Genomic DNA, 20,112 nt, shown 5'->3' on the forward strand with positions numbered 1-20,112 from the left:
CCGGGTGGAAACGCGATCTCACCGCACTCTCGGCGGAAAGAATCAGCCTTCGATGAAAGCTTCCAGCTGGGTGCGGGCGACGTCGTCGGCCAGCTGCTCCGGCGGGCTCTTCATCAGGTAGGCCGAGGCCGGCAGGATCGGGCCGCCCAGGCCGCGGTCCAGGGCGATCTTCGCGGCGCGCACGGCGTCGATGATGATGCCTGCCGAGTTCGGCGAGTCCCAGACCTCGAGCTTGTATTCCAGGTTCAGCGGCACGTCACCGAAGGCGCGGCCCTCCAGGCGGACGTAGGCCCACTTGCGGTCATCGAGCCAGGCGACGTAGTCCGACGGGCCGATGTGCACGTTCTTGTCGTACACCTTGTCGGCGAGCGAGCCGGTCAGGTTGCTGGTCACGGCCTGGGTCTTGGAGACCTTCTTGGACTCCAGGCGCTCACGCTCGAGCATGTTCTTGAAGTCCATGTTGCCGCCGACGTTGAGCTGGTAGGTGCGGTCCAGGGTGACGCCGCGATCCTCGAACAGCTTGGCCATCACGCGGTGGGTGATGGTGGCGCCGACCTGGCTCTTGATGTCGTCGCCGACGATCGGCACACCGGCGTCGCTGAACTTCTTGGCCCACACCGGGTCCGAGGCGATGAACACCGGAAGGGCGTTGACGAACGCGACCTTGGCGTCGATGGCGCACTGGGCGTAGAACTTGTCGGCCTCTTCGGAACCGACGGGCAGGTAGGACACCAGCACGTCGACCTTGGCGTCCTTGAGCACCTTGACGACGTCGACCGGGTCGGCGTCGGAGACCTCGATGGTCTCGGAGTAGTACTTGCCGATGCCGTCGAGCGTCGGGCCGCGCTGCACGATGATGTCGGTGGGCGGTACGTCGGCGATCTTGATGGTGTTGTTCTCCGAGGCGCCGATGGCCTCGGACAGGTCGAAGCCGACCTTCTTGGCGTCCACGTCGAACGCGGCGACGAACTTCACGTCGCGGACGTGGTACGGCCCGAACTTCACGTGCATCAGGCCGGGGACGCTGACGTTCTCGTCGGCGTCGCGGTAGTACTGCACACCCTGGACCAAGGAGGATGCGCAGTTGCCGACTCCGACAATCGCGACCCTGACTTCGGTGGACTCAGGCTTCGACATGGTCATTCTCCTTTGGATCTCGATGCTCGGTGATGCTCACGGCTGTGTTTCCGGGTTGCCCTGTGCGACGCGTTCGGCCGCGATCAGTTCGTTGAGCCATTTGACTTCGCGCTCACTGGACTCCAGGCCCAGCTGGTGCAACTGGCGGGTGTAGCGGTCGAGCGACGTGCTCGCCCGCGCGATCGCTTCCCGCAGACCTTCGCGGCGTTCCTCCACCTGACGACGACGGCCTTCCAGGATGCGCATCCTGGCCTCGGCGGGCGTGCGGTTGAAGAACGCCAGGTGCACGCCGAAACCGTCGTCGGTGTAGTTCTGCGGTCCGGTGTCGGCCACCAGCTCGGCGAAGCGTGCCTTGCCGGTATCGCTGAGCTGGTAGACGCGCCGGGCGCGGCGCATCTTGGGGGTTCCGTCCGGGGCGGCGTCCTCGACGATGAGGCCGTCGGCCTGCATGCGCCGCAGCGCCGGGTACAGCGAGCCGTAGGAAAACGCGCGGAACGCGCCCAACAACCCGGTCAGGCGCTTACGAAGCTCGTAGCCGTGCATCGGCGACTCCAGCAGGAGTCCCAGAATGGCCAGCTCCAGCATCGAATCACCTCCCCCTGTGCGGCCCGGGGCCGCACCCCATCGCCATCGTTTGGTCGGTCGCTACGACGGACCAACACCTCGGCAAAGTGTATCGCGCCGATATATACGGCGCTACATGAGGATGACATTTCGGCGATCACCCCGGTGATTTGTGGAGTTCTCGTCGGACTCATTCCGACAAGAACTCCACAAATCGCATCAGGGGCTGGGGTAGTTGATCCGCTTCACCGAGGCATCGCCGTTGAACTCGATGTATCCGCTGTTCCCGAACTGCGGCGAGACGTAGACGCTGATCTCGATGCTCTCCGGCGGCGCGGTGGTATCGGAGTTGGGGCCGACACTGATGTGGATCTGCTTGACCTCGGCCGGGTCGATGCCGAGGGTCTCCGGGGCGCCGCGGATCAGGCCGACGAACGTGGGCACATCGAAGGCAGCCAGATCCACGAGGCGGGCGTCGCTGCTGACACTGGTCTCCGACGGGTCATCCCAGCCGCCGCGGTAGCTGTAGCGCAGTACCCGGCGGGGTTCGTTCGGGTCCGGACGTTCCAGCGACGCGTAGTCGTCGAAGATCGTCAGGTCGAAACCCTTGGTGTCACCGAATTTCGTCTTCATCTGCTGGAACAACCCGTTGAGTCCGCCCAGTGACTGCAGTTGCCGCGGGGCGGTCAGCACGGTCGCCGGAATGCCGTCGTCCTTGGCGCCGGGATCGGTCTCGAAGCTCAGCGGTGAGGACGTGTTGCCGTACAGCCCCCAGCCGATGGCGATCCCGAGGATGACCAGGACCACGGCCGTCGCGATGCGGATACCCCAGCCGGCCCCGGCGCCGATGGCGACCGCGGAGCGCTCGGGCTTGAGGTCGGGCAGCTTGATCGGTGAACTCGTGGTCTGCAGATCGGCGACCAGTGACTGTAGGTCGCCGAGCGTCGCCGCGGTGGTCGCCGAGGCCACCCGCTGCCGGTGCTCCTCCATGGACAGCTGACCTTCGCTCAGCGCGCTGTCCAGAACCTTGCACGTGTCGTCGCGGTCGGAGTCTTTCGCCCGGGTGCCCGCCGTCTGCCGTGTCGCCACGCCGATGATCGTAGGGCGCAGGGCCCGCCGCGGCGCGCTCAGCTCGGGTTTTCGACCCTTTTGATCGCGCCGGCCGGGTCCAGATAGATGAAACCGTTCATCCCCGACTTCGTGGTGACCCGGATCAGCGTCTCCAGTGCACCCGGCCCGCCGGGCTCGGCGATGTGGTCGACATCCAGATAGGAGTCCTGCACATCGTCGGGCGCGATCTGCAGCGTGGCGGGTGCCGACTGCCAGGCGGCGACCGTGGCGCCGATGTCGAACAGGCTGAGGTCCACCAGGATGTCCGAGTCGGATCGCGCGGAGCCGGCGGGACTTCCCCAACCGCCGCGATAGGTGTAGATCACCTTGCGCTCATCGTTGGCGGGATCGGGCAGCGACAGAAATGCCTGGTCTGGCCGGAAAGCCAGCTCGTAGCCCATGGTGCTGCCGAAGCGCTTGCGGATCTCGTCGAGGACGCCGGTCATGCCCTCGACGGTGTCCATGTACCGCGGCAGGTTCAGCACCACCGGCGGCACGTCGTCGACCGGGGGCGGCGGGGCCGGGGTGACGGCCGGCGGTGGCGCCGGGGTTTCCGGAACGGCGGCGTCCGGCGGGTCCACGGGCGCATCGGGCTGCGACGCGACACCCCAGCCGACGGCCACGATCAGCGCGACCAGGCCTCCGGCCACCGCGAGACCGATGTCGCGGCGACGCTGTTTCGTCGGTCGGGGCTGTGGCAGCGGATCGTCGAGCTGCAGATCGTCGAGCAGTTCGTGCAGCTCGGCCAGGGTGGCCGCCTTGATGGCGGCATCGATGCGACGCCGATGTTCGTCCATCGCGAGCTGGCCTTCGCTGAACGCGTTGTCCAAGGCCTTGCACGCGGCATCGCGGTCGGTGTCGCGTGCCCGTGTTCGTGCTGTCTGCCGTCCCGCCACGACGAATGATGCTAGAAGTTCTGCGGCCATCCCGCTGCCGTCGCGCCTCGGTAGCTGGGGCACCGACGTACTCTGGTGGTCGTGCGATTGCAGCGACAGGTGGTGGATTACGCCCTGCGGCGTCGGTCCCTGCTGGCCGAGGTGTATTCCGGGCGGACCGGTGTCACCGAAGTCTGCGATGCGAACCCCTACCTGCTGCGCGCCGCCAAGTACCACGGGAAGACCAGTTCGGTGATGTGCCCGATCTGCCGGAAGGAACAGCTGACCCTGGTGTCCTGGGTGTTCGGCGAGCACCTCGGCGCGGTGTCGGGTTCGGCGCGCACCGCTGAGGAGCTGGTGCTGCTCGCGACCCGTTTCGACGAATTCGCCGTCCATGTGGTGGAGGTATGCCGCACTTGCAGTTGGAATCATCTGGTCAAGTCGTATGTGCTCGGCACGCCGCGCCCGAAGAACGGGACACGCGGCAAGAGCACTCGAACGGCGCGTTCCGACGCGCGTACGGCCAGTGAATAGCGAAGGGCGCCAGAGCAGGTCAGCGGATGATGCCGGAAACGAGCGGTCCGCTGGCGCGAGCCCTGCCCGCCCGAACCCGCCCGCGCACCGCGCACCGCCCGCAGGTGGCGTTCCCGATGACCGCAGGACCGCGCTGATCCCTCCGGTCCGCCACGACGTGGCACCGCACCTGCGCGACCCGATCGATGTCGTCAAGGCCGCTCTCGATGGTGGGCCCCCGCGCCGGCCACCGCCACCTCCGCCCCCGGGCGGTCCGGGTCGTCCAGGTGGCCCCGGCGGGCCGCCCCCGGGCGCTCCCGGGCCGAAGGCCGGACGCCGCTTCCAGTGGAAGTGGGTGCGCCGCTCGCTGTACGCCGCGCTGGTGCTGTTCGTGGCGCTGCCGATGATCACGTTCGGCATGGCGTACCTGATCGTCGATGTCCCCAAACCGGGCGACATCCGCACCGCTCAGGTCTCCACCATCCTGGCCAGCGACGGCAGCGAGCTCGCGAAAATCATTCCGCCCGAGGGCAACCGCGTCGATGTGAAGATCGACCAAATTCCGGTGCACGTCCGCAATTCGGTGATGGCCGCCGAGGACCGGGACTTCTATTCCAACCCGGGATTCTCGTTCACCGGCTTCGCCCGCGCGTTCCTGAACAACCTGTTCGGCGGCGGCAACGGCCTGCAGGGCGGATCCACCATCACCCAGCAGTACGTGAAGAACGCGCTCGTCGGTGACGAACGCTCCGGCGTCGGCGGGCTGGTGCGAAAAGCCAAGGAACTCGTCATCTCCACCAAGATGTCGGGGGAGTGGTCCAAGGACCAGGTGCTCGAGTCCTACCTCAACATCATCTACTTCGGCCGCGGCTCGTACGGCATCTCCGCGGCGGCCCAGGCGTACTTCGGTAAACCGGTCGAACAGCTGAACGTGGCCGAGGGCGCGCTGCTGGCGGCGCTCATCCAGCGGCCCTCCACACTGGACCCGGCGGTGGACCCCGAGGGTGCGGCCGACCGCTGGAACTGGGTGCTCGACGGCATGGTCGAGATCGGTGCGCTCTCCCCGGCCGACCGCGCCGCCCAGGTGTTCCCGCCGACGGTGGCACCCGATTTCGCGAGCACGGCCAACCAGACCACCGGCCCCAACGGGCTCATCGAACGTCAGGTCACCAAGGAGCTCCTCGAGCTCTTCGACATCACCGAGCAGACGCTGAACACCGAGGGTCTGAAGATCACCACCACGATCGACCCGAACGCGCAGCGCTCCGCCGAGGAGGCCGTCGCCGAGACCCTGGAGGACCAGGACCCCGACATGCGGTCGGCGGTGGTTTCCATCGATCCGCGCACCGGTGGGGTGAAGGCCTACTACGGCGGATCGGACGCCAACGGCTTCGACTTCGCGCAGGCCGGTCTGCCGACGGGGTCCTCGTTCAAGGTGTTCGCCTTGGTGGCGGCCCTGCAGCAGGGCATCGGGCTGGGCTACAACATCGACAGCTCACCGTTGGACCTCAACGGCATCAAGATCACCAACGTCGAGGGCGGCGGCTGCGGCACCTGCAATATCGCCGAGGCGCTCAAGCGGTCGCTCAACACCAGCTACTACCGGTTGATGCTCAAGTTGCAGAACGGCCCGCAGGACGTGGCCGACGCCGCGCACAAGGCCGGGATCGCCGAGAGCTTCCCCGGCGTGGAACACACCCTGAGCGAGGACGGTCAGGGCGGCGCCCCGAATAACGGCATCGTGCTCGGCCAGTACCAGAGCCGGGTCATCGACATGGCCTCCGCCTACGCCACGCTGGCCAACTCCGGCGTGTGGCACCGCCCGCATTTCGTGCAGAAGGTGGAGGACTCGCAGGGCAACGTGCTGTTCGACTCCTCCGGGGGCGACGAGGGCGAGCAGCGCATCGACTCCGCTGTCGCCGACAACGTGACCGCCGCGATGCAGCCGATCGCCGGTTACTCCAACGGGCACAACCTGGCCGGCGGGCGTCCGTCGGCGGCCAAGACCGGCACCAACCAGCTCGGTGACACCGGGGCCAACCGGGACGCGTGGATGGTCGGTTTCACGCCGTCGCTGTCCACCGCCGTCTGGGTGGGCACCACCGGAGGGGACAAGCCGCTGGTCAACCAGTGGGGCGGCCCGGTCTACGGCTCGGGGCTGCCGTCGGACATCTGGAAAGCCACCATGGACGGCGCCCTCGACGGCACCGACAACGAGACATTCCCGAAGCCGCCCGAGATCGGGGGGTACGCCGGTCCGCCGGCCGCACCGCCGCCGCCACCGTCGTCGGATCCGGCCATCCCGCCGCCGCCGTCGGAGACGGTGATCCAGCCGACGCTGGAGATCGCGCCGGGCATCACCATCCCGTGGGGCCCGCCGACGACGGTGCCGGTCGGTCCGCCGGTGCCGCCGGTGCCCGGTGATCCCAACGTGCCGCCGCCCCCGCCGGGTGCACCGGTCGCGCCCGGCGCCCCGATCCCGCCGCCGCCGTGACCGAGCGCGACGCGGGTACGGTTTCACCCGCGCCGCTCGCGGGAGATCGGCGCAGTGACGACGGCCGGGACATGCCCAGCCGCAACGACGCAATCGGTTCGGCGCTCGCCCAGACCATCGGTGGCCCGGTCGGTCGCCACGCGATGATCGGCCGCTCCCGGTTCTGGACACCGCTACGGGTGATGCTGTTGATCGGCGTCATCTTCCTGGCGCTGGGCTACTCCACCAAGGCGGCCTGCCTGCAGTCCACCGATACCGGCACCGCCGCGCAGCGCGTCGCCAACTGGGAGAACCAGCGCGCCTACTACTCGCTGTGCTACTCGGACACGGTTCCGCTGTACACCGCAGAACTGTTGAACCAGGGCAAGTTTCCGTACAAGTCGAGCTGGATCGAGAAGGACGGCGACGGCAACCCCCATGTCGTTTTCGACGGCAGCCCGCCGATCCGCTACATGGAATATCCGGTCCTGACCGGCATCTACCAGTACCTGTCGATGTCGCTGGCGAAAACGTACTCGGCGCTGACGAAGCTGGTGTCGGTGCCGTTGGTGGCCGAAGTGGTGATGTTCTTCAACATCTCCGCATTCGGCCTGGCGCTGGCCTGGCTGCTGACGGTCTGGGCGACCGCGCTGCTGGCCGGCCGGCGGATCTGGGATGCCGCGCTGGTGGCCGCGTCCCCACTGCTGATCTTCCAGATTTTCACCAACTTCGACGCCCTGGCAGTGGCCTGCGCGACGGGCGCGCTGCTGGCCTGGTCGCGACGAAAGCCGGTGCTCGCCGGGACGCTGATCGGCATCGGGGTGGCGCTCAAGCTCTATCCGCTGCTGCTACTCGGGCCGCTGCTGGTGCTGTGCCTGCGCACCGGCCGGATGCGGGAGTTCACCAAGACGGCGGTGTCGGCGCTGCTGGTCTGGCTGGTGGTCAATCTGCCTGTGCTGGTGCTGTTCCCGCGGGGCTGGTCGGAGTTCTTCCGGCTCAACACCCGCCGCGGTGACGATATGGACTCCATCTACAACGTGGTGAAGTCGTTCACCGGCTGGCAGGGGTTCGACCCGGGCCTGGGGTTCTGGGAGCCGCCGACGGTCACCAATGCGGTGACGGCGGTGCTGTTCCTGCTGTGCTGCGCGGGTATCGGCTATCTGGCGCTGACGGCCGCCCGGCGCCCGCGGCTGGCGCAGCTGGCGTTCCTGGTGGTGGCCGTCTTCCTGCTGACCAACAAGGTGTGGAGCCCGCAGTTCTCGCTGTGGTTGGTGCCGCTGGCCGTGCTGGCGCTTCCGCACCGCCGAATCCTGTTGGCGTGGATGACGATCGACGCGCTGGTCTGGGTGCCGCGGATGCTCTATCTGTACGGCGAGCAGAACCGCGGGCTGCCCGAGCAGTGGTTCACCATCACGGTGCTGCTGCGCGATATCGCGGTGGTGGTGCTGATCGTGCTGGTGGTCCGCCAGATCCGCAGACCGGAGCTGGACCTGGTCCGTCATCGCGGCGCCGTCGACGATCCGTCCGGTGGCGTGTTCGATGGCGCGCCGGACAACCCGCCGCGCTGGCTGCCGACGTGGCTGCGGCCCAGTGTTGCCGTACGTGCGAATTCGGCCGAGGATCTCGAACACGTGCCCACACTCGTATCCGATCGCCGGGACGATTTCGCAGATCAGCACCCGTTCCAGTAGTCTGGGCCGGTTGCCGACGCAGGCGACCCTCCTGCCACGGACACGCCGTGGCCGCAACGACCATAGGAGGTGATGGGTTCCTTATGCGTCCATACGAAGTCATGGTCATCCTTGACCCCACTCTTGACGAGCGCACCGTAGCTCCCTCGCTGGAGACGTTCCTGAACGTCATCCGCAAGGACGGTGGCAGTGTCGACAAGGTTGATATCTGGGGCCGCCGCCGGCTGGCCTACGAAATCGCCAAGCACGCCGAGGGCATCTACGCCGTCGTCGATCTGAAGGCTGAGCCCGCGACCGTCTCCGAGCTGGACCGCCAGCTCAACCTGAACGAGTCGGTGCTGCGCACCAAGGTGATGCGGACCGACAAGCACTGAGTCGACGCGACACCACTGTGTACGTCGGTGCAAGTCCGTAGGCTCGCCTGCGACTGCACTTGTACGCATACGCCGCTTTGACTACACGCCCAGGAGGATCTCGTGGCTGGTGACACCGTCATCACTGTTATCGGAAACCTGACCGCTGACCCGGAACTGCGTTTCACGCCGTCCGGTGCCGCGGTCGCGAACTTCACCGTGGCTTCCACGCCGCGGACGTTCGACCGTCAGACCAATGAGTGGAAGGACGGCGAAGCGCTGTTCCTCCGCTGCAACATCTGGCGTGAGGCGGCCGAGAACGTGGCCGAGAGCCTCACCCGCGGTTCGCGGGTGATCGTGTCCGGTCGGCTCAAGCAGCGGTCCTTCGAAACCCGTGAGGGTGAGAAGCGCACTGTTGTCGAACTCGAGGTCGACGAGATCGGCCCCTCGCTGCGTTACGCCACGGCCAAGGTCAACAAGGCCAGCCGCGGTGGTGGCGGCGGCGGTGGGTTCGGCGGCGGTGGCGGTGGAAACAGCGGCGGTGGTGCGCCACGCGGCGGCGGTTCCGAACAGCAGCCCAAGGACGATCCGTGGGGCAGTGCCCCGGCGGCCGGTTCTTACAGCGGCAGCGACGACGAACCGCCCTTCTGACAAGTATTTTCAGCAGTTTTCAAGAAAGAGATTGACCCATGGCCAAGACCAACAAGCGGCGGCCGGCACCGGAAAAGCCGGTCAAGACCCGCAAGTGCGTGTTCTGCTCGAAGAAGGGCAAGAACCAGATCATCGATTACAAGGACACCGGGTTGCTTCGCACCTACATCAGCGAGCGCGGCAAGATTCGCGCCCGCCGGGTGACCGGCAACTGCGTCCAGCATCAGCGCGACGTTGCCGTCGCAGTGAAGAATGCCCGCGAGGTGGCTCTGCTGCCGTTCGGTTCGTCGACGCGGTAGGGGAGAGACACACCATGAAGCTGATTCTCACCGCTGAGGTGGAACACCTGGGTATCGCCGGCGATTCTGTCGAGGTGAAGGACGGTTACGGCCGTAACTACCTGCTGCCCCGCGGTCTGGCCATCGCTGCCAGCCGTGGCGCCGAGCGCCAGGCCGAAGAGATCCGTCGTGCCCGCGAGATCAAGGAAGTTCGTGGCGTCGAGCACGCCAACGAACTGAAGAACGCCCTGGAGTCGCTGGGCGCCGTCACGCTGCCGGTGCGCGCCGCATCCGGTGGCAGCAAGCTGTTCGGTTCGGTCACCCCGGCCTCGGTCGTCGGTGCCATCAAGAAGGCGGGCGGTCCGAACCTGGACAAGCGCACCGTCGAACTGCCCAAGGCCCACATCAAGGCCACCGGCACCTACCAGATCGGTGTCAAGCTGCACCCCGGCGTCACCGCCGCGGTCTCGCTGGACGTCACTGCGGAGTAAAAGCAGTCCTCAAACGCCCGGGTGGGAAGCTCATCGCTTCCCACCCGGGCGTTGCTGTGTTTGTGGGCGGCGCTCCAGCGAACTAGTTGCCGCAATTCACACCCAGCAACATAAACCGGCTGTTAACCTGTTCGGCTTCTGGGCGCAATCCAACACGCCCGAAAGTGCAACCGGACCCGACACGCCGTGGCAGTTAGTGTCCACAGCGTCACATAACGCAAAATCGCGCTCCACCTGCACTGGATCGCTGAAATCGGAAATTTGTGCACAGGTTGTCCACAACCCGTCAACACCGCTGACCGAAGCTGTGCACACGCCATCCACAGGTTCACTAACAGGGTCCGGTTGCACGCACCTCAGCAAAGCCTTACGTTTGCCGTCGCGACTACCTCCGCGCGACTTGTCGGGGGTATTCGATACTGTCGCGCGCAGCTACAATCGAATGTATGTGCGATGAGCGTTAGAGGGGTAGGTGGGACGCTTCGTGGCCGTCGTAGACGACTTCAGTCGTGGTGGTGACCCGGGGATCGACGAGCCGCCTCGCGAGGACATCGGGCGGCAGCCTCCCCAGGACATGGCGGCCGAGCAGGCCGTGCTTGGCGGCATGCTGCTGTCCAAGGACGCCATCGCCGACGTGCTGGAGAAGATGCGGCCCGGCGATTTCTACCGCCCCGCGCATCAGGACGTCGCCGAGACAATTCTGGACCTCTACGACCGCGGTGAGCCGGCCGACGCCGTCACCGTGGCCTCCGATCTCGACCGGCGCGGACTGCTGCGCCGGGTCGGCGGTGCCCCCTATCTGCACACCCTGATCTCCACCGTGCCGACCGCGGCCAACGCCGGCTATTACGCCACCATCGTGGCCGAGAAGGCGCTGCTGCGTCGTCTGGTGGAGGCCGGTACGCGCGTCGTGCAGTACGGCTACGCCGGCGCCGACGGGGCCGACGTGCACGACATCGTGGACCGCGCCCAGTCCGAGATCTACGACGTCGCCGACCGGCGGCAGTCCGAAGACTTCGTCGCCCTCGAAGACCTGCTGCAGCCCACGATGGACGAGATCGACGCCATCGCGTCCTCGGGGGGTATTTCGCGCGGTATCCCGACCGGATTCGTCGATCTCGATGAGATCACCAACGGTCTGCACGGCGGGCAGATGATCATCATCGCGGCCCGACCTGGCGTGGGTAAGGCGCTGGCGCTGGACACCCCGCTGCCGACGCCGACCGGCTGGACCACCATGGGTGATGTCTCGGTGGGAGATGAGCTCGTCGGTGATGACGGCCTGCCCACCCGCGTGGTCGCCGCGACCGACGTCATGGTGGAACGTCCGTGCTACGAGGTCGAGTTCTCGGACGGCACGGTGATCGTTGCGGACGAACAGCATCAGTGGCTCACCGAAACCCGCGCGTCGCGCAAGTCTGCGCAGGCCGCCGCGATCGGCTACAACGGTTACAAGAATCAGCGGACGTTCGCCTCGATCCGAACGACGCAGGAACTCGCGCAGACGCTGCGCTGCTCGACGTCCGATCGGCGCCTGAATCATTCGGTGGTCAACGCCAAACCGCTGGCGACACCGGAAGCGGATCTGCTGGTGCCGCCCTACACGCTGGGCGCATGGCTGGGGGACGGCACCAGTGCGGCGGCGCAGATCACCTCCGCTGATCCAGAGATCATCATGCGGATCGAAGCGGAGGGCATTATCGCTCGTCCGTCGGCATCGGCAGACCGGCGCTATCAACTGATACTGCCTGCGTCACCCGGGACTTCAGCTAAGGCCTGCGTGGTGTGCGGCGAGATGTTCGTGCCGAGAACCAGCGAGGTCCGGACCTGCGGCCGGTCGTGCGGTGGACGGGCACGGTCCACGGCACCGGTACCCGCCCCGAGTTGCTCGCGGTGCGGTGGGCCGTCCTGCGGTCTCGTGCTGTGCCAGAACTGCCGGAACACTGTCGGGACGCTGCAGGCTCGGCTGCGCACGATCGGGGTATTGCGTAACAAGCACATCCCGATGCGGTATCTGCGTGCCTCGGAGGCGCAGCGACGTGCTTTGCTCGCCGGCCTACTCGACACCGATGGCACTGTGACGCACGGCGGTTCGGTGCAGTTCAGTGTCACCGACCGCAGGTTGGTGACGGATGTCGAAGAGCTGATCGTGAGCCTCGGCTACCGCTGCCAGATGTCGACCAAGCGGGTGCGCGGTCACACCGAAGCATCCTCGACGGCCTACACGCTGACGTTCTCGACCGACGACATCGTGTTCGGTTTGGAGCGGAAGTCGCTGCTGCACAAGGAACGCCGCGCCAACAGCGGCTCCGCCCGGCGCGGATCGCGGTTCATCGTCGACGTGCGCCCGGTGGCATCGGTTCCTGTCCGGTGTGTCGAGGTGGACAACGACAGCCACATGTATCTGGCGAGCCGCTCGATGGTGCCGACCCACAACTCCACACTGGGCTTGGACTTCATGCGGTCCTGCTCCATCAAACACCGGCAGGCCAGCGTCATCTTCTCGCTGGAAATGAGCAAATCCGAGATCGTGATGCGCCTGCTATCGGCGGAGGCCAACATCAAGCTCGGCGATATGCGGTCCGGCCGCATGAACGATGACGACTGGACACGGCTCGCGCGGCGGATGAGTGAGATCAGCGAGGCGCCGCTCTATATCGATGACTCACCGAACCTGACCATGATGGAAATCCGTGCCAAGGCGAGACGCCTGAAGAAGAAGGCCGATCTACAGCTGATCGTCGTCGACTACCTGCAGCTGATGAGCTCCGGAAAGAAATACGATTCGCGCCAGCAGGAAGTCTCGGACTTCTCCCGAAGCCTCAAGCTGATGGCCAAGGAGCTACATGTTCCGGTGGTCGCGATCAGCCAGCTGAACCGTGGTCCCGAGCAGCGAACGGACAAGCGCCCGCAGGTTTCTGACCTTCGCGAGTCGGGCTCGCTCGAGCAGGATGCGGACATGGTCATGCTGCTGCACCGCCCCGATGCCTTCGACCGTGAGGACCCGCGCGGTGGCGAGGCAGACATCATCCTAGGCAAGCACCGTAACGGCCCCACCGCGAATATCACTGTGGCGCACCAGCTGCACCTGTCGCGGTTTACCAACATGGCGCGATAGTCGATCCCGGTAGCTGTGGCTTCTCAACCTTGATGTCCAAGTCTCATTCCACATGTCCACCTGATGTCCAGTGGGACATTCACGTGAGAGTGGCCGCCCGGTATCCCGGCCTGGCCGACGAAAAGCTCAGCGGCCGAAGCTGATCGACTCAGCCACCGCGCGCTGATTCGCCAAGGCGGCCAAACGGCCAGTCAGTGCCGCGTGTATGGCGTCGTAAGAATCATCGCCAAGGGTCAGACGCAGCGGCGGGTGGGTCTGACGGGTGGTCTGAAAGACCACGGCGGCAATCTTGACCGGGTCGCCGGTCATGGCGTTCGCGTCGGCGTCCTGAAGCTGGCGTCTGACCTGATCCACCGGAGTGCCGTGATAAACACCCAACTCCGAAGCGAATGTCAGATTGTCTTTGAAACCCGTTCGTGTACCGCCAGGTTCGACCAACGTCAAGTGAACGTCGAATCCGGACACCTCCTGATTGACGCTCTCGGTGAACCCCTCCAGACCCCACTTCGCGGCGTGGTAGGAGCTGTGCGTGGGGATGGCGACCTGACCCCCCATGCTGGAGATCTGAATGATTCGGCCGCCACCTTGCTCGCGCATCGGCGCCAGAAGGGCGCGCGTGATGAGCAGCGGCGCCATCAGCATGACGTCCAGCTGCCCACGGATCTGCTCCACGCTCATCTCCTCCGCAGCGCCGACCACGGCAAAACCAGCGTTGTTGACGGCCACGTCCACCGGATCCGTGGCAATCAGCCGGTGGATCACATCGTCGACGTCGTCGAGCCGGGTGAGATCGAGAACCCGCTCGTTGAGGCGACCGCCGTACTCCTCGGCCAGGTCGCTCAGCGCGCCGGCGCGACGCACGGTCGCGGTGACCCGATCTCCCTGCCGTAACGCGTGTTCGACGAGACGGCGGCCCAGACCACCTGACCCGCCAGTGACAAGCCAGTGGCGGACGGCCTTATCGGCGATTCCCGGCATCCATACTCCTAAGATCTCGCCCAACCAGGGGCGTGGCGCGTCACCTTTACACCTCGAAGGTATCGGCGCCTGGCACGGCGTCGATGGTCCAGGTGCCGGAACTGCGGAACGTGAGTGCCGTCGCGAATGTGTCCTCCATGTACTGGAAGTACCGGATCTTGCCGTCGCTGACCTTTGCCAGCACAGCGCAGGGTGAGGTCACCGCCTTGTCGAGTGTCACCGATCGCAGAGTGAAGCGTCCGAAGAGCGCCACCTTGTCACCGTCGACCAGGGTGTCCAGCGGCGTGAAGTCTTCGAGCCGCCACTGCGTGCTGACACCGCGAAAGTTGTCGACGAAGGCCGACTTCCCGTGGTTGGTGCCGGCCCACGGCATGATCTCGTGCAGGCCCGGGTCGGGATCGAAGGTCAGTGAGACATATGTGGCGTCGTCGGCCACCAAGCGCTCGGTGACCTCCGTGATCTTGTCGGGATCGAAGGCGTCGGCGAGGAACTCGGTCAACACCGTCAAGGGGTCGGCAGTCATCGGAGTGGAAACTCCTTTCTCAACAGAGCGGTGCGAGGGCGTGGCCGGAGTTGTGTCATTGCGGCCCGGACGCCGTGGTCGCGACGATGACGCTGTTGATGACGATCGCGGTCATCGTGCGTGTCACTGCCTCATTGGCCCCCGCTGCGCCGAAGTTGCCGCGTCCGAGTTCCTCCGCGCGGGCGATGACAGCGGAGTTCCAGGGAATCTCCGGATGAAATTGCGGCAGTGCGCCACTTCCCCAGAGCAGGGCGACAAGCGCGGCGACACGCGGTGTGGGCGTGGCGCCTTCGACGAGTACCGCACGGACATTCTTCATGAGGTCGGCGCGTCGCTTGGTTCCGCCGTCGATCAGCGTGGTGATCGTGAACAGGCCCAGTTTCTTGCGCTTCTCCTCGCGGACATCGCCGCGAGCGATCAGACGCTCCAGCACGGGTCGCCGCAGCGTCGGGCCGACCGCGGCGAGGATCGACTGAACTGCGCGCGGTCGTTCGGATACGTACTCCCAGGCCGAGTGGAACAGTTCGTCTGACGGTCGGTCCCGTTCTACCGCAGCCACGGTCACGGTGCCAATGCGTTCCGTCGTGGCCGCGATGTCATCGCGGAGTGCCATCTCGGCGAGCACCGCTGCGCCGAGTACGTAATACAGGGTGGTCTCCCCGGCGATGGTTCCTGACTCCGGCTGGAACAGTAGGAGAAGTAGGTCCTCGGCCAGAGTGGGCGGGTTTGAACCTGCGGACGGATGCGCGGTGTCGGTCACCTGTCTGGGACTCCTTTCGGCACTCAACGTGTCAGAACTGACTGACGCCACCGTCGGCGTAGACCTCGGAGCCCGTCATGAAGGAACTTCCGTCGGAGGCCAGGAAGGTGATTACATTGCCGATCTCCTCGGCGCGCGCCCGGCGTTTCATGGGCACGGTGGCGGTCAAATCGGCCAGTGCGGCGTCGGCCCCGGTGAAGAGGTCGGCCAGGCCCGGTGTCTCAGTGAGACCCGGAGCGACGACGTTGACGCGGATCTTGCGGTCGACGAGTTCGGCGGCCCAGCTGCGCGCCAGGGACCGGATCGCGGCCTTGGACGCGGCGTACACGCTCGCGCCGGGAGCCGCCTTGACGTCGCCGTTGGAGCCGCACAGGATGATCGATGCGCCCTCGCGCAGCAGCGGAAGGGCGGCCTGCACCGCGAAAATCACCCCGCCGACGTTGGTGTCGAAGATCTTTCTGTGGTGCTCCCATGTGAGACCGCCCAACGTTGCGAACTCGTTGATTCCCGCGTTGGCGAAGACGATGTCAAGCCGGCGTCCGGTGGCTTCGATGGCGGCCGCGACACGGTCGAGATCGGCCTGCTCGGTCACGTCGGCCCGAATGGCCTGGGCCTGAGCTGCGCCGATGCTGGAAACGGCGTCGTCGAGGGCGTCCTGGCGACGTCCGACCAGGAACACGTAGGCGCCTTGCTTCGCCAGCGCGTGTGCTGCGGCGAGGCCAATCCCGGATGTGGCTCCGGTGACGAGTGCGTTCTTTCCGGTCAGGTCCGACATGAAGTCCTCCAGTTTTGTACCAATCGGTTGCAGTGCGACCATACCAGTTTTGTACCGTTCGGTAGAAGGGGCCGACGTGCGGGGATAGACTGATCCGCATGAGCGCAGAGCAACGGCACGCGGGAGGCCGACCACGCTCGTTCGACGAGGGCCGGGCGCTCGATGGGGCCATCGACGTCTTCTGGCGTCTCGGTTACGAAGGCGCGTCTCTGGCCGAACTCACCGAGGCGATGGGCATCAACAAGCCGAGCATGTATGCCGTGTTCGGCAGTAAACAGGAGCTCTTCGTCCATGCCCTGGAGCGTTACGGCCAGCGCTACCACGAACATCTGCGTCAGGTGCTGTCGAAACCCCGCGCCTACGACATCCTCGAGTCGTATTTGCGTGACACCGCCACGGCTGTGCGTGCCGGGAATTCGCTGGGGTGTCTGTCGATTCAGGGCGGCATTTCCTGCGGGCCGAGCAACGCGCGCATACCGCAGCTGCTCGCCGAGTATCGCCACGGGATCCAAGAAGCCATCGCCAAAGCCCTTGCGGCGGCTGACGATGCGCCGTACAGCGACACTGAGGCGCTGGCGGGATTCGCGGTGACCATCGGACAGGGCCTTGCGGTCCAGGCCGCCGCAGGAGTCCCGCAGGCCAGGCTCGACGCCGCCGTCGACGTGGCTCTCGCCGGCCTGGCGATGTTACTGGTCCCAAATCTGCGAATCGACGACGCGGACGGCCGCGCACGCCGACGACCTGTGACCACATGATGAACACGCCCTCAGCGGTGGCATGGACCCGACACAGAACTTCCGCGGTAACCCGCGCCGGTGACTCGGTTCCCGTTGTGCCACAGCGGCTCACTCGTCCCATCGCAGGCTTGGGTGGTCAGCGAAGGGAAAGGTCAGCTTGGGCCTCCCAGGTCGGTACGCCGTCGCCACGGAGCTAAAGGGCGCGGTGGCCGTCAGTTCGGCTGCCGCGGTGGCGTATCACGACGAACCCATACCGATGGAGAGATGTTGGAAGCCCCGCACTGCGTTCGCAACCCCACGCGGTTCCGCACGGCAAGTCGCGTTGCGCCACCCCGAAGGGGTCAGCACCGGCGAACTCTCTTAGCCATCGTGATGGCACTGGCGATGACGATGGTGGCGGCGACCGCCGTATTTCAGTTCGGCGTGCCATGGTCGATGCGTGCCGGCGACCGTAATCACGTGTTCCACGACGACGGCAATCACCAGCGTTACCAGGTTCATCTCCCGCCTCATCACAACGGGACGACCAAGCTTCCGATGATCATGGCAATACATGGCTGCGGCATGACCGGATTCGGTTGGAACTCGATGAAGGCCACGACGCAATTGAACCGCTTGGCTGACCGCGAGGGCTTCATCGTTGTCTATCCGACACAGCGACTGTTCCGCAGCGCAATCAACTGTTGGGACTCGACAGACCCACGGGAACAACACCGTGGCAGCGGAGAGCCCGCCCTGCTCGCCGGTGTTGTCCGACAGGTCATCGATGGGTACGGAGCCGACCCTCGCCGCGTCCACGTCGTCGGTGCATCGTCGGGGGCGGGCACAGCCGTCATACTCGCGGTAACTTACCCCGACGTGTTCGCGTCCGTTACATCGGTCGCCGGCGGCGAATACGGTCTGAATCAGGTGCTGCCCGACGATCCGGGATCCACACCGCCGGAGTACACCGCGCGTCAGGCGTGGGCTCAAATGGGCGACCGTGCCCGGCATCTGCCGTTGCTCGTCATTCAGGGTGACGATGATGAGGTGGTACCGCCGATGGTCGGGAGCCGTCTCGTCGCGCACTGGACTGCTGTCAACGACTTGATTGACGACGGCCTACTCAACCACAGCCTGCGCATGATCGAGACAACACACGTGGTGCCATCGACATCGGGCACGCTCGCATACACGCGAACCATTCGCACTACTGCAGAGGGGTTTTCGTTCATCGAGTCGTATCTCGTCGAGGGCTTGGGTCATGCTTGGCCCGGTCCGGCCGGCGAGGGTCGATTCACCGACCATGCCGGACCTGACGCCAGCACCATCGCGTGGGACTTCGCCAAACGTCATTCGATCTAGTCGACCAGATCGCCGGGGAGAGCAACCTGTGGCTCCTGAGACTCGTCCCACCGGACACGGTTACCAGCCTGGCAGCCGCTCGGGTGTGGACACGAAACGTGAGGCACATTCATCGGGTGCCCTGTGGCTGTGCCATCCGGCGTCGCGCCGACACGAACAGCCAGGTTGCCGACACCAGAAAGTAGAACGCGCCGAATGCGGCGTACGGTGCGATCGCGGTAGCGCTCGCGCTCGCCGGGGCACCAGCTTCGCGGAGGAACAACACACCGGCGGCCGCGGACTGAACGCCGCTGACGACCAGCACCCATTGCGCGCCAACACCTTTCCAGCGGCGTAGGGCGGTCGCCAGTTGTAGAAGTCCCGACAGCGCCGCCCAGACCCCGAAGACGCCCAGTACCACGTTCATGCTGTGAGCAAGTCCGATGGCCACCGCGACGGTGGTGAGGCTGCTGACGGCGACGTTGACCGTCTGTGTGGGGTTGGCGCGCGGGCCGCCGTGATGCCATGCGTCGACGGCGTTGGCTGCCGCATCCCATGCCGGGTAGATCAGCAGCAGCGCACCAGCCAGAACCGTCGACGTCGGCGCGATGACCAGTATTGCGGTAACCCATATCACCGAAAAGACGCCGCGTGCAACGTAATATGACGTCAGCCAGCGGCCGAGGTCCGTCGGCTGGCCGTTGAGCACATGATTCGACATGATCTGTCCTTCAGGAATTGCGGTATGGACGTGCGTTGGTCGCGGTGGACCGGTTTCACTGTGAGCTGCGGCGCAAGCAGCACGCCAGCCAAGTTCCACCGTGCGCAACCAACCATCAGTCGGCGGCAGACTCCATGAAGTCCTGGATTGTGATGTCGAGGGCATCGAGACGGGCTGAGGAGTTGGGTCCGAGCAGCGTCGCCAAATGTGGTGCGAGGCCGTTACATGCGGACATCAGTGGCGCGGCGAGGCGACGCAGCGCATTGTCGGTGAATCTGTCGTCGGGACCTGCGACAGCGATCGACCCCAGCGGGTAGCCGTCGTCGGGATCGAGCAGGGCGGCACCAATCCCGTTGAGCCGGGATTGATTTTCACTGAACGAGAGCGCGTAGCCGTCGACACGAATCGCCTCGAGTTCGCGCGTCAGCGCTGCGCGTGTCCCGCAGCGGGCGTGGCCGGTGACCACCTTGGCGGCATCTCGAGCCGGGAGGTGGGCCAAGATGGCGCGGCCGCTACAACCGAACGTGAGCGGTGCCCGTTGACCGACGTGGACGCGGTGCCGTAGCGGCTCGGAGTTCTGCTCGACGCCGAGCACGAGTACGCGATGCTCGCCGCTGCGAAGGTGCAAGGTCGCGGTCGCCTGAGCGGCGACGGCCAGTTTGGTCAGCACCGGTCGTGCGCGCTGCAGCAGTGCCGGGCGTGGGCCGACCAGCGAGGCGAGCGCGATGGATCGGCTGCCGATGCGGTAGCCGCGACGACCAGCATGGTCGACGTAGCCCTCGTCCTGCAGACTTCGCAGCACTCGGTACGCACTCGCCTTCGACAGGCCGACCGCCGAGGCAACCGCGAGAAGGCTTGCCGGCTGCTGCATTCCGGCCAGCGCTTCGAGTACCCGAAGCGGCCGCTGCAGGAGGTCTGGCTGGGCGCGCTCTTCTGCCTGTCGAGAGCCAGTCATCTCACCCCGGTCGTCGCGTAAGAGAAGTTTCACCGTGCGCAACCAACCTTGCGCCATCCGACGGCCCCTGTCCACTGTGAAAGCCG

20 protein-coding genes are annotated in these 20,112 nt (G+C 65.8%); 10 read left to right on the top strand and 10 right to left on the bottom strand.

The annotated features are described in order from the left end of the window. Positions 1–42: 42 nt before the first annotated feature. From ASE48_RS21665 to ASE48_RS21680, 4 genes are all read right to left on the bottom strand, one after another. The gene (locus ASE48_RS21665) at positions 43–1,137 is read right to left on the bottom strand and encodes an inositol-3-phosphate synthase (protein ID WP_057169382.1); all 1,095 of its coding nucleotides are present in this window, start codon (positions 1,135–1,137) and stop codon (positions 43–45) included. Between the two features lie 36 nt (positions 1,138–1,173). Continuing rightward, on the bottom strand, positions 1,174–1,722 hold the full coding sequence (locus tag ASE48_RS21670; RefSeq protein ID WP_057169205.1) for a PadR family transcriptional regulator: 549 nt from the start codon (positions 1,720–1,722) through the stop codon (positions 1,174–1,176). 198 nt (positions 1,723–1,920) lie between these two features. Next, entirely contained in the window at positions 1,921–2,790 is an 870-nt protein-coding gene (locus tag ASE48_RS21675) for a DUF1707 SHOCT-like domain-containing protein (RefSeq protein WP_057169206.1), read from the bottom strand. Positions 2,791–2,828: 38 nt separating this feature from the next. Beyond that, entirely contained in the window at positions 2,829–3,707 is an 879-nt protein-coding gene (locus tag ASE48_RS21680) for a DUF1707 SHOCT-like domain-containing protein (RefSeq protein WP_057169207.1), read from the bottom strand. Between the two features lie 81 nt (positions 3,708–3,788). Here ASE48_RS21680 and ASE48_RS21685 point away from each other — a divergent pair, with 81 nt between their 5' ends. The 8 genes from ASE48_RS21685 to dnaB all read left to right on the top strand — a co-directional run bounded on the left by ASE48_RS21685 (position 3,789) and on the right by dnaB (position 13,254). Further along, positions 3,789–4,220, top strand: a complete 432-nt coding sequence (locus ASE48_RS21685) for a DUF5318 family protein (protein ID WP_057169383.1) — start codon at positions 3,789–3,791, stop codon at positions 4,218–4,220. Next, positions 4,213–6,693, top strand: a complete 2,481-nt coding sequence (locus ASE48_RS21690; protein ID WP_156409320.1) for a transglycosylase domain-containing protein — start codon at positions 4,213–4,215, stop codon at positions 6,691–6,693. The genes ASE48_RS21685 and ASE48_RS21690 overlap by 8 nt, the downstream gene beginning before the upstream one ends. 71 nt (positions 6,694–6,764) lie before the next feature. After that, a complete protein-coding gene (locus ASE48_RS21695; protein ID WP_082614361.1) occupies positions 6,765–8,363 on the top strand; it encodes a glycosyltransferase family 87 protein in 1,599 nt (532 codons plus the stop codon). An 83-nt stretch (positions 8,364–8,446) separates the two neighbouring features. Continuing rightward, positions 8,447–8,737 (top strand): 30S ribosomal protein S6, encoded by a 291-nt coding sequence (gene rpsF / locus ASE48_RS21700; protein ID WP_057169208.1) that lies wholly within the window; start codon positions 8,447–8,449, stop codon positions 8,735–8,737. 102 nt (positions 8,738–8,839) lie between these two features. Continuing rightward, positions 8,840–9,367, top strand: coding sequence for a single-stranded DNA-binding protein (locus ASE48_RS21705; RefSeq protein WP_057169209.1), 528 nt, complete (start codon positions 8,840–8,842; stop codon positions 9,365–9,367). 38 nt (positions 9,368–9,405) lie between these two features. After that, entirely contained in the window at positions 9,406–9,666 is a 261-nt protein-coding gene (gene rpsR, locus ASE48_RS21710) for a 30S ribosomal protein S18 (RefSeq protein WP_057169210.1), read from the top strand. 14 nt (positions 9,667–9,680) lie between these two features. After that, positions 9,681–10,136 carry a 50S ribosomal protein L9 gene (gene rplI, locus ASE48_RS21715; protein ID WP_057169211.1) on the top strand — a complete coding sequence of 152 codons (456 nt, stop codon included), beginning with the start codon at positions 9,681–9,683 and terminating at the stop codon, positions 10,134–10,136. Between the two features lie 484 nt (positions 10,137–10,620). Next, on the top strand, positions 10,621–13,254 hold the full coding sequence (gene dnaB, locus ASE48_RS21720; protein ID WP_082614363.1) for a replicative DNA helicase: 2,634 nt from the start codon (positions 10,621–10,623) through the stop codon (positions 13,252–13,254). Positions 13,255–13,380: 126 nt separating this feature from the next. Here the strand turns inward: dnaB and ASE48_RS21725 are convergent, their stop codons facing one another. From ASE48_RS21725 to ASE48_RS21740, 4 genes are read right to left on the bottom strand one after another with little or no spacing between them, the layout of a single operon-like run. Continuing rightward, on the bottom strand, positions 13,381–14,232 hold the full coding sequence (locus tag ASE48_RS21725) for an SDR family oxidoreductase (protein WP_057169212.1): 852 nt from the start codon (positions 14,230–14,232) through the stop codon (positions 13,381–13,383). Positions 14,233–14,278: 46 nt separating this feature from the next. Further along, positions 14,279–14,755 (bottom strand): nuclear transport factor 2 family protein, encoded by a 477-nt coding sequence (locus ASE48_RS21730; RefSeq protein WP_057169213.1) that lies wholly within the window; start codon positions 14,753–14,755, stop codon positions 14,279–14,281. Between the two features lie 55 nt (positions 14,756–14,810). After that, on the bottom strand, positions 14,811–15,515 hold the full coding sequence (locus ASE48_RS21735; protein ID WP_200962223.1) for a GOLPH3/VPS74 family protein: 705 nt from the start codon (positions 15,513–15,515) through the stop codon (positions 14,811–14,813). 31 nt (positions 15,516–15,546) lie between these two features. Further along, a complete protein-coding gene (locus ASE48_RS21740; RefSeq protein ID WP_057169387.1) occupies positions 15,547–16,290 on the bottom strand; it encodes an SDR family NAD(P)-dependent oxidoreductase in 744 nt (247 codons plus the stop codon). A 98-nt stretch (positions 16,291–16,388) separates the two neighbouring features. On the opposite strand from ASE48_RS21740, the gene ASE48_RS21745 reads away from it, so the two are divergent. Both ASE48_RS21745 and ASE48_RS21750 read left to right on the top strand, forming a co-directional pair. Then, positions 16,389–17,045, top strand: a complete 657-nt coding sequence (locus ASE48_RS21745; protein WP_057169214.1) for a TetR/AcrR family transcriptional regulator — start codon at positions 16,389–16,391, stop codon at positions 17,043–17,045. A gap of 354 nt (positions 17,046–17,399) precedes the next feature. Beyond that, complete coding sequence (locus ASE48_RS21750) at positions 17,400–18,371, top strand: extracellular catalytic domain type 1 short-chain-length polyhydroxyalkanoate depolymerase (RefSeq protein WP_057169215.1); 972 nt, start codon at positions 17,400–17,402, stop codon at positions 18,369–18,371. 109 nt (positions 18,372–18,480) lie between these two features. On the opposite strand, the gene ASE48_RS21755 is transcribed toward ASE48_RS21750, so the two are convergent. Then, positions 18,481–19,071 (bottom strand): DUF308 domain-containing protein, encoded by a 591-nt coding sequence (locus ASE48_RS21755; RefSeq protein WP_057169216.1) that lies wholly within the window; start codon positions 19,069–19,071, stop codon positions 18,481–18,483. Positions 19,072–19,186: 115 nt separating this feature from the next. Next, a complete protein-coding gene (locus tag ASE48_RS21760; RefSeq protein ID WP_235571433.1) occupies positions 19,187–20,059 on the bottom strand; it encodes an IclR family transcriptional regulator in 873 nt (290 codons plus the stop codon). Positions 20,060–20,112 lie beyond the last annotated feature (53 nt).

Source organism: Mycobacterium sp. Root265, assembly GCF_001428895.1.
In the GTDB taxonomy this organism is placed as follows: Bacteria; Actinomycetota; Actinomycetes; order Mycobacteriales; family Mycobacteriaceae; genus Mycobacterium.

What these genes read in the sequence shown, in the direction of transcription:
- ASE48_RS21665 (WP_057169382.1), bottom strand. Translation starts at nt 1,137, where the DNA reads ATGTCGAAGCCTGAGTCCACCGAAGTCAGGGTCGCGATTGTCGGAGTC.
- ASE48_RS21670 (WP_057169205.1), bottom strand. Translation starts at nt 1,722, where the DNA reads ATGCTGGAGCTGGCCATTCTGGGACTCCTGCTGGAGTCGCCGATGCAC.
- ASE48_RS21695 (WP_082614361.1), top strand. Translation starts at nt 6,765, where the DNA reads ATGCCCAGCCGCAACGACGCAATCGGTTCGGCGCTCGCCCAGACCATC.
- rpsF (WP_057169208.1), top strand. Translation starts at nt 8,447, where the DNA reads ATGCGTCCATACGAAGTCATGGTCATCCTTGACCCCACTCTTGACGAG.
- rpsR (WP_057169210.1), top strand. Translation starts at nt 9,406, where the DNA reads ATGGCCAAGACCAACAAGCGGCGGCCGGCACCGGAAAAGCCGGTCAAG.
- rplI (WP_057169211.1), top strand. Translation starts at nt 9,681, where the DNA reads ATGAAGCTGATTCTCACCGCTGAGGTGGAACACCTGGGTATCGCCGGC.
- ASE48_RS21725 (WP_057169212.1), bottom strand. Translation starts at nt 14,232, where the DNA reads ATGCCGGGAATCGCCGATAAGGCCGTCCGCCACTGGCTTGTCACTGGC.
- ASE48_RS21730 (WP_057169213.1), bottom strand. Translation starts at nt 14,755, where the DNA reads ATGACTGCCGACCCCTTGACGGTGTTGACCGAGTTCCTCGCCGACGCC.
- ASE48_RS21740 (WP_057169387.1), bottom strand. Translation starts at nt 16,290, where the DNA reads ATGTCGGACCTGACCGGAAAGAACGCACTCGTCACCGGAGCCACATCC.
- ASE48_RS21745 (WP_057169214.1), top strand. Translation starts at nt 16,389, where the DNA reads ATGAGCGCAGAGCAACGGCACGCGGGAGGCCGACCACGCTCGTTCGAC.
- ASE48_RS21750 (WP_057169215.1), top strand. Translation starts at nt 17,400, where the DNA reads ATGGCACTGGCGATGACGATGGTGGCGGCGACCGCCGTATTTCAGTTC.
- ASE48_RS21755 (WP_057169216.1), bottom strand. Translation starts at nt 19,071, where the DNA reads ATGTCGAATCATGTGCTCAACGGCCAGCCGACGGACCTCGGCCGCTGG.